Source organism: Sphingomonas sp. LH128 (assembly GCF_000293195.2).
GTDB lineage: Bacteria > Pseudomonadota > Alphaproteobacteria > Sphingomonadales > Sphingomonadaceae > Novosphingobium > Novosphingobium resinovorum_A.
Window position 1 is genome coordinate 1 of record NZ_ALVC01000329.1, and the last position, 6,547, is coordinate 6,547.

Annotated in this window: 7 protein-coding genes and 1 tRNA gene; 6 read left to right on the forward strand and 2 right to left on the reverse strand. The window is 70.5% G+C overall.

What is annotated here, in order from left to right:
• Positions 1-19 precede the first annotated feature (19 nt).
• The 4 genes from LH128_RS23330 to cobU are packed head-to-tail and all read left to right on the forward strand — an operon-like array spanning position 20 to position 3,903.
• Positions 20-1,000, forward strand: coding sequence for an aminotransferase class I/II-fold pyridoxal phosphate-dependent enzyme (locus LH128_RS23330; RefSeq protein WP_037521045.1), 981 nt, complete (start codon positions 20-22; stop codon positions 998-1,000).
• Complete coding sequence (cbiB, locus tag LH128_RS23335; RefSeq protein ID WP_008832152.1) at positions 993-1,952, forward strand: adenosylcobinamide-phosphate synthase CbiB; 960 nt, start codon at positions 993-995, stop codon at positions 1,950-1,952. Before LH128_RS23330 ends, cbiB begins: the two co-directional genes overlap by 8 nt.
• A complete protein-coding gene (locus tag LH128_RS23340) occupies positions 1,940-3,397 on the forward strand; it encodes a cobyric acid synthase (RefSeq protein ID WP_008832153.1) in 1,458 nt (485 codons plus the stop codon). Before cbiB ends, LH128_RS23340 begins: the two co-directional genes overlap by 13 nt.
• Positions 3,397-3,903, forward strand: a complete 507-nt coding sequence (gene cobU / locus LH128_RS23345) for a bifunctional adenosylcobinamide kinase/adenosylcobinamide-phosphate guanylyltransferase (protein WP_037521047.1) — start codon at positions 3,397-3,399, stop codon at positions 3,901-3,903. The genes LH128_RS23340 and cobU overlap by 1 nt, the downstream gene beginning before the upstream one ends.
• A 12-nt stretch (positions 3,904-3,915) precedes the next feature.
• On the opposite strand, the gene LH128_RS33735 is transcribed toward cobU, so the two are convergent.
• Together LH128_RS33735 and LH128_RS23350 are read right to left on the reverse strand one after the other, a co-directional pair.
• On the reverse strand, positions 3,916-4,092 hold the full coding sequence (locus tag LH128_RS33735; RefSeq protein ID WP_155986223.1) for a ribosome modulation factor: 177 nt from the start codon (positions 4,090-4,092) through the stop codon (positions 3,916-3,918).
• Between the two features lie 130 nt (positions 4,093-4,222).
• Positions 4,223-4,299: transfer RNA gene (locus tag LH128_RS23350), tRNA-Arg, on the reverse strand.
• A 91-nt stretch (positions 4,300-4,390) separates the two neighbouring features.
• Between LH128_RS23350 and LH128_RS23355 the strand changes: the two genes are divergently transcribed.
• Together LH128_RS23355 and LH128_RS23360 are read left to right on the forward strand one after the other, a co-directional pair.
• A complete protein-coding gene (locus LH128_RS23355; protein ID WP_037521050.1) occupies positions 4,391-4,888 on the forward strand; it encodes an MmcB family DNA repair protein in 498 nt (165 codons plus the stop codon).
• A gap of 376 nt (positions 4,889-5,264) precedes the next feature.
• A partial coding sequence (locus LH128_RS23360; RefSeq protein ID WP_008832156.1) for a DEAD/DEAH box helicase occupies positions 5,265-6,547 on the forward strand: 1,283 nt, incomplete at its 3' end.

The window sequence follows — 6,547 nt, forward strand, 5'->3', positions numbered from 1 at the left end:
TCGCGCTGGTGCTGCTGCCGTGACCCCCGACCTGCTCCACCACGGCGGCCGCCTCGCCGAAGCCGCGCGCCTTTACGGCGGCGATCCGGTGCAGTGGCTGGACCTCTCCACCGGCCTCAATCCCGCGCCGTGGAGCCCGCCCGAAGACTTGCGCATAGACTGGCACGCCCTGCCCGATCCCGAAGCGCTCGCCGCCCTCGAACGGACCGCCGCGCGCCACTTCGGCGCCGAGCCCCGCCACGTCTGCGCCGTCCCCGGCAGCGAGACCGCGCTGCGCCTGCTCGCCGGCATGCTGGACCTGCCCGGCCGCGCGCTGGCCCCGGCCTACCGCACCCATGCCGAGGCCTTCGCCCGCTCCCGCCCGATCGCCTTTGCCGCGCCAACCGAGGGTGCCGAGGCCGTCGTCCTCGCCAACCCCAACAACCCCGACGGCCTGCTGCGCGACCCCGCCGCCGTGCTCGACTGGCACGACGCCATCGCCGCGCAAGGTGGCTGGCTGATCGCCGACGAAGCCTTCGCCGACTGCCACCCGCAAGCCAGCGTCGCCGGACACGTCGCCGACGACCGCCGCCTCATCGTCCTGCGCTCGTTCGGCAAGTTCTTCGGCCTTGCAGGCCTGCGCCTCGGCTTCGTGATCGCGCCGAGGCACGTACTGGACCGCCTGCGCGCGCTGACCGGCAGTTGGCCCCTCCACACCGCCGCGCTCGAACTCGGCCGCGCCGCCTATGCCGACGCCGCGTGGATCGCCCATACCCGCGCCGATCTTCCCCGCCGTGCCGCCGCGCTCGACACGGTGCTGGAGCGCCATGGCCTCTCCCCGCAAGGCGCCTGCCCGCTGTTCCGCTACCTCTCGGGCGTGGACGCAGGCGCGCTGTTCGAGCGGCTGGCCAAGGCGCGCATTCTCACCCGTCCCTTCGCGCAGCGCCCCGACACCCTGCGCCTCGGCGTCCCAGCCGATCCCGCCGCGCTGGACCGCCTCGACCGGGCGCTTCATGCCTGAACCCATCGCCGCCGCCGCGCTCGCGATCGAGGCCGTGCTCGGCTGGCCCGCGCGGCTCCACGCCCTGACCGGCCACCCGGTCGGCCTCTTCGCCCGCATCATCCGCGCCTGCGAGCGCCGCCTCAACCGCCGTGACGCCTCGCCCGCGCAGCGCCGCCTCGCGGGCATGCTCGCCACCGCGCTGCTCGTCGCCCTCACCGGCGGCCTCACTCTCGCGATCGAGATCGCCGTCCGCGCCCTCGCAGGCGCATGGGCCTGGCCGATCCTCGCCCTGCTCGCATGGCCCGCGATGGCCGCGCGCAGCCTCGACGACCACGTCCGCCCGATCCGCGACGCCCTGCTGCGCGGCGACCTGCCCGAGGCCCGCCGCACCGTCGGCATGATCGTCGGCCGCGACACCCGGAACCTCGACGCGCCCGCCACCGCCCGCGCCGCCATCGAGAGCCTGGCTGAGAGCTTCTGCGACGGCGTCGTCGCGCCGCTGTTCTGGCTGCTCCTGCTGGGCCTGCCGGGCGCGTGGATGCTCAAGGCGATCAACACCGCCGACAGCATGATCGGCCACCGCGAGGAGCCCTACGGTCCCTATGGCTGGGCCGCCGCCCGCCTCGACGATCTCGTCATGCTGATACCCGCCCGCCTCGCCGGAGCGCTGTTGTGCGTTGCGGGCATGGGGGCCGGGCTCAGGGGCTGGCGCGTGATGATCCGCTACCACGCCCGCCACGCCTCGCCCAACGCGGGCTGGCCCGAGGCGGCGATGGCGGGCGCGCTGGGCATCCGCCTCGCCGGTCCGATCGCCTACGACGGCGTGCTTGCCGACAAGCCGTGGATCGGTGAAGGCGGCATCGCGGCACCGCACCACCTCTCCCGCGCGCTGACGATCTACCGGCGCGCCTGCCTGATACTGGGCCTGATATTGGGGATCATCGCTATGGGAATCGCATGGCTGGCCTGATGCTGCAGGGAACCGGCTCCGACGTCGGCAAGTCGGTGCTGGTCGCAGGGCTCTGCCGCGCCGCCGCCAACCGGGGGCTCACCGTCCTGCCGTTCAAGCCGCAGAACATGTCGAACAACGCAGCCGTCACGCCCGAGGGCGGCGAGATCGGCCGCGCGCAGGCGCTGCAGGCCATCGCCGCGCGCGCGCCGCTCCATGTCGACATGAACCCGGTGCTCCTGAAGCCCCAGGCCGACCGCACCTCGCAGCTGATCGTCCACGGCCAAGTACGCGGCACGCTGGGCGCCGCCAACTTCCGCGAGGCGCGCCGCCCGCTGCTCGGCGAAGTGCTCGAAAGCTACCGCCGGCTGGAGGCCCGCTGCGACCTCGTCCTCGTCGAAGGGGCGGGCTCGCCCGCCGAGATCAACTTGCGCAGCGGCGACATCGCCAACATGGGCTTCGCACGCGCGGCCGGGGTGCCGGTGGTGCTGACGGGCGACATCGACCGAGGCGGCGTCATCGCCGCCGTGGTCGGCACCCGCGCGGTGATCGATCCCGAGGACGCGGCGATGATCCACGGCTTCATCATCAACAAGTTCCGCGGCGATCCCGCCCTCTTCACCGACGGCTACGAGGCGATCGAGCGCCTCTCCGGCTGGCGCGGCTTCGGCGTCCTGCCGTGGGAGCCCGCCGTCGCGCAGCTGCCGAGCGAAGACGCCGTGATCCTCGAACGCGGGCTCGGCGCGAAGCCCGGCAAGCTGCTGGTCGCCTGCCCGATCCTGCCGCGCATCGCCAACTTCGACGACCTCGACCCGCTGCGGCAGGAGAGCGGCGTGGACGTCGCGATGATCCCGCCCGGCACCCCGATCCCGGCCGAGGCGGCGCTGATCGTCCTGCCTGGCTCCAAGGCGACGATCGCCGACATGGCCTTCCTTCGGACACAGGGCTGGGACATCGACGTCCTCGCCCATCACCGGCGCGGCGGGGCGGTACTGGGCATCTGCGGCGGCTACCAGATGCTCGGCCGCAATATTGCGGACCCACACGGCATCGAGGGGCCGCCGGGCGAAGTCGCCGGGCTCGGCCTGCTCGACGTGACGACGGTGCTGGCGGGCCGCAAGACGCTGCAGCAGGTCGAGGGCACGGCGATGGACGCCCCGTTCACCGGCTACGAGATGCACATGGGCGTGACCGAGGGGCCTGACGCCACGCGGCCTTTCGCGCGACTGGCGCAGGGCCGCGCGGACGGCGCCATCGGGCGAGACGGGCGGACTTTCGGCACCTACTGCCACGGCCTGCTCGCCAAGCCGGGCCTTCGCAGCGCCCTGCTCGCCCGCATCGGCGCGCAGTCGGACGGCTTCGACAACGACGCCCGCGTCGATGCCGCACTCGATGCGCTGGCCGAGGCGATGGAGCGCCATCTGGACATCGACGGGCTGCTCGCCCTGGCAGGAGTTACCTTATGATGCGCAGCCTTCTGGTCTTGGGCGGCGCCCGTTCGGGCAAGAGCCGCCACGCACAAGCGCGCATCGAGTCTCAGCCCGGCCGCCTTTCCTACATCGCCACCGGGCAGGCGTTCGACGGTGAAATGACCGAACGCATCGCCCGCCACCGCGAGGATCGCGGGCCGCGCTGGACCACGCTGGAGGAACCGCTCGATCTGGCAGGCGCCATCGACAGGGCCGCGCGGGAGGCGGACGCGGTGCTCGTCGACTGCCTGACGCTGTGGCTATCGAACCTGATGCTGGCAGACCTGCCGCTGGACGGGCCGATCACGGCTTTGCAGGAGGCGATCCGCCGCTGCCCGGTCCCGCTGGCGCTGGTATCCAACGAGGTGGGCCTGAGCATCGTCCCCGAGAACGCCCTCGCCCGGCGCTTTCGCGACGAAGCGGGACGCCTGAACCAGACCATCGCCGCGACGGTCGATGAAGTCGAATTCGTCGCTGCGGGGCTGCCGCTCAAGCTGAAATAGAGAAATTCCGCCTCAATTGGGCAGTGAATGTCGCCGATCCTGCGCAAACGGATCGTGGCGATAGCCGGCTTCCCATGCGGCTCTCTGCTGGGGACTGGCGTAAGGATTGCTGGAAAGCGGAATACCGGCCTGCGCGGCCTTGATGCCCCAGAAATGGGCACGTTGGACATTGGACAATGTGCGGCTCATGACTTGCGGATACTGCCTGCTGCAACGCGGCAACGCACGCGCAAGATGCAGGTGTTAACACCTGTTAACGGCAGACGGCGCCATGAACGCGATGAACTGCGCGGGGCGATGAGACGTCAATGTGGGGATATGGTGCACCCGACAGGATTCGAACCTGTGGCCTCTGCCTTCGGAGGGCAGCGCTCTATCCAGCTGAGCTACGGGTGCAGTGCCAGCGCGGTTAGCAGACGGAAGCGGGGCTTGCCAGCGCCAAATGCGATGACTTGTCAGTTCTTGATATGTTCCTATGATGACGATCATGGCCGAAGCTGATTCGCTCTCCCTCGCCCCTTCGCATGGGCATACCGCTGTGGACGTGGCTCGCGGGATCGCCCGGCTGTTCGCCCGCAACGGCATCTGGTGCATGCCGGAAATGCCGCTGCGCTGCGGACGGCGCGCCGATCTCATGGGGATCGACGCCAAGGGGCACGTCATCATCGTCGAGATCAAGGTGGCGCGCGCGGACCTGCTCGGCGACGGCAAGTGGACCGACTATCTCGACTACTGCGACAGGTTCTACTGGGGGCTCTCTCCTTTGCTGGACCGCAGCCCGCTGGAGAGCGAGGCGTTCCTGCCCGACAGTTGCGGGGTGATCGTGGCCGATGGCTACGACGCGGAAATCCTGCGCCCCGCCCCCCTGCGCCAGCTTGCCGCCGCCCGGCGCAAGGTGGAGACGGAGCGTCTGGCGCGCGCCTCGCTGCGACGGCTGGTGACGCTGGGCGATCCGCATACGCTGCAGTGGGGGAATGAAGGGTAGAAAAACCCACCCCAACCCCTCCCGCATGCGGGAGGGGAGCGAGACTTGATCCTGACCGCAGGGAAGGGCCCAGTCGCAGCGGGTGGGCACCACGCCAGGCTATCCGCCACAGCCGGGCACTTCTGCAACTTATCCGCAATTTTCTTGCGCTTTGCCGTAATTCACACTAAGTGACCCGCCAGCAACCGGCGTGCGGGGTCCGCCCCGCCGCAATCCGAGAGCAGCGTGAGGTCGCGGCATTCAGCCAAGACCGGCCCGGACTGGCGGTTGCGACCAACTAGCTTCCTTCCTCACGCAGGGTCGCCGCAACGACACCTCGCTGTGCGCGCGCCTTTTTTCAAAAGCCTTGCGCGCCCCGCACTTTTGAAAGTGACGCATGTCCTATTTCTCCGAACTTGGCCTCGCCGAGCCGATCCTCCGCGCGCTCGCCGTCAAGGGTTACACCGATCCCTCGCCGATCCAGCGCAAGGCGATCCCCTCGCTGCTCGAAGGCCGTGACCTCCTCGGCATCGCGCAGACCGGCACCGGCAAGACCGCCGCGTTCTCGCTGCCTTCGCTCCACCGCCTCGCGCAGGACCCCAAGCCGCGCCAGAACGCCGGCTGCCGCATGCTGGTGCTCTCGCCCACTCGCGAACTCGCCGCGCAGATCGCCGAGAACATGCGCGGCTACGCGAAGTTCCTGAACCTGACGGTCCAGTGCATCTTCGGCGGCGTGCCCGTGGGCAAGCAGGCCCGCGCGCTGGAGCGCGGCGTCGACATCCTCGTCGCCACCCCCGGCCGCCTGCTCGACCTGATCGACCAGCGCGCGCTGACGCTGCGCCACGTCGAGATCTTCGTCCTCGACGAAGCCGACCAGATGATGGACCTGGGCTTCATCGTGCCGCTCAAGCGCGTCGCCGCGCTGCTGCCCAAGACGCGCCAGAGCCTGTTCTTCTCGGCCACCATGCCGCAGGCGATCGCCGACCTCGGCCGCCAGTTCATCAACGACCCGGTCAAGGTCGAAGTGGCCCCGCAGTCGACCACCGCCGAGCGCGTCGAACAGTTCGCCACCCACATCAACCAGGCCGAGAAGCAGGCGCTGCTGACCCTCTCGCTGCGCGCGGGCCTTGCGCCTGACGCCGAGGAGAAGGCCTCGCACGGCGCCATCGACCGCGCCCTGGTGTTCACCCGCACCAAGCACGGCGCCGACCGCGTCGTGCGCCACCTCGTCGCCGCCGGCATCCCGGCCGCCGCGATCCACGGCAACAAGAGCCAGGCCCAGCGCACCGCCGCCCTCGGCGGCTTCCGCCAGGGCACCGTGCGCGTCCTCGTCGCCACCGACATCGCCGCGCGCGGCATCGACGTCTCGGGCGTTTCGCACGTCTACAACTTCGAGATTCCGAACGTCGCCGAACAGTACGTCCACCGCATCGGCCGCACCGCGCGCGCCGGCGCCACCGGCGTCGCGATCAGCTACGTCGCGCCGGACGAAAAGCCCTATATCCGCGACATCGAACGCCTGACCCGCGTGAAGCTCGACCCGCTGGCGCTGCCGGAAGACTTCCAGAACCAGGCCGCACGCCTGCCCGCACCCTCGCGTAAGGTGGAGCAGCCGCAGGGCGAGCGCCGCCAGGGCGGCGGCGGACAGCGCGGCGGCAACGGCGGCGGCCGGGGGGGGGG